This window comes from Pseudoalteromonas sp. S1610, assembly GCF_005887465.1.
In the GTDB taxonomy this organism is placed as follows: domain Bacteria; phylum Pseudomonadota; class Gammaproteobacteria; order Enterobacterales; family Alteromonadaceae; genus Pseudoalteromonas; species Pseudoalteromonas undina.
The window spans coordinates 1-249 of sequence record NZ_PNDI01000168.1; the positions used below are offsets into that span (position 1 = coordinate 1).

Genomic DNA, 249 nt, shown 5'->3' on the forward strand with positions numbered 1-249 from the left:
AGGTAATTGGTCAAGCAAGTAATGGGCGAGAGGCGTTAAATGAAATCAGCGCGCTTAGTAAAGACTTACATCCCTATATCAATTTAACTGAGATAGAGATGCCAAGCATGAAAGGCATTGAGATTAGAGAGCAAATAGCAGCTAAATATCCTGTAGTTAATATGATAATTATGACCACTTTTTCACGTGATGTTTAAAGTCGGCGCTCTTTGAATGAGGGTGTAATAGGTTTTATTTTTAAAGAAGCAC

Annotated in this window: 1 protein-coding gene; it reads left to right on the forward strand. The window is 36.9% G+C overall.

Annotated elements, in window-relative coordinates; genetic code table 11:
• Window positions 1-197, forward strand: a 197-nt coding sequence (locus tag CWB77_RS18250; RefSeq protein WP_138623880.1) for a response regulator, incomplete at its 5' end; no start/stop codon positions are given.
• Between the last annotated feature and the right edge of the window lie 52 nt (window positions 198-249).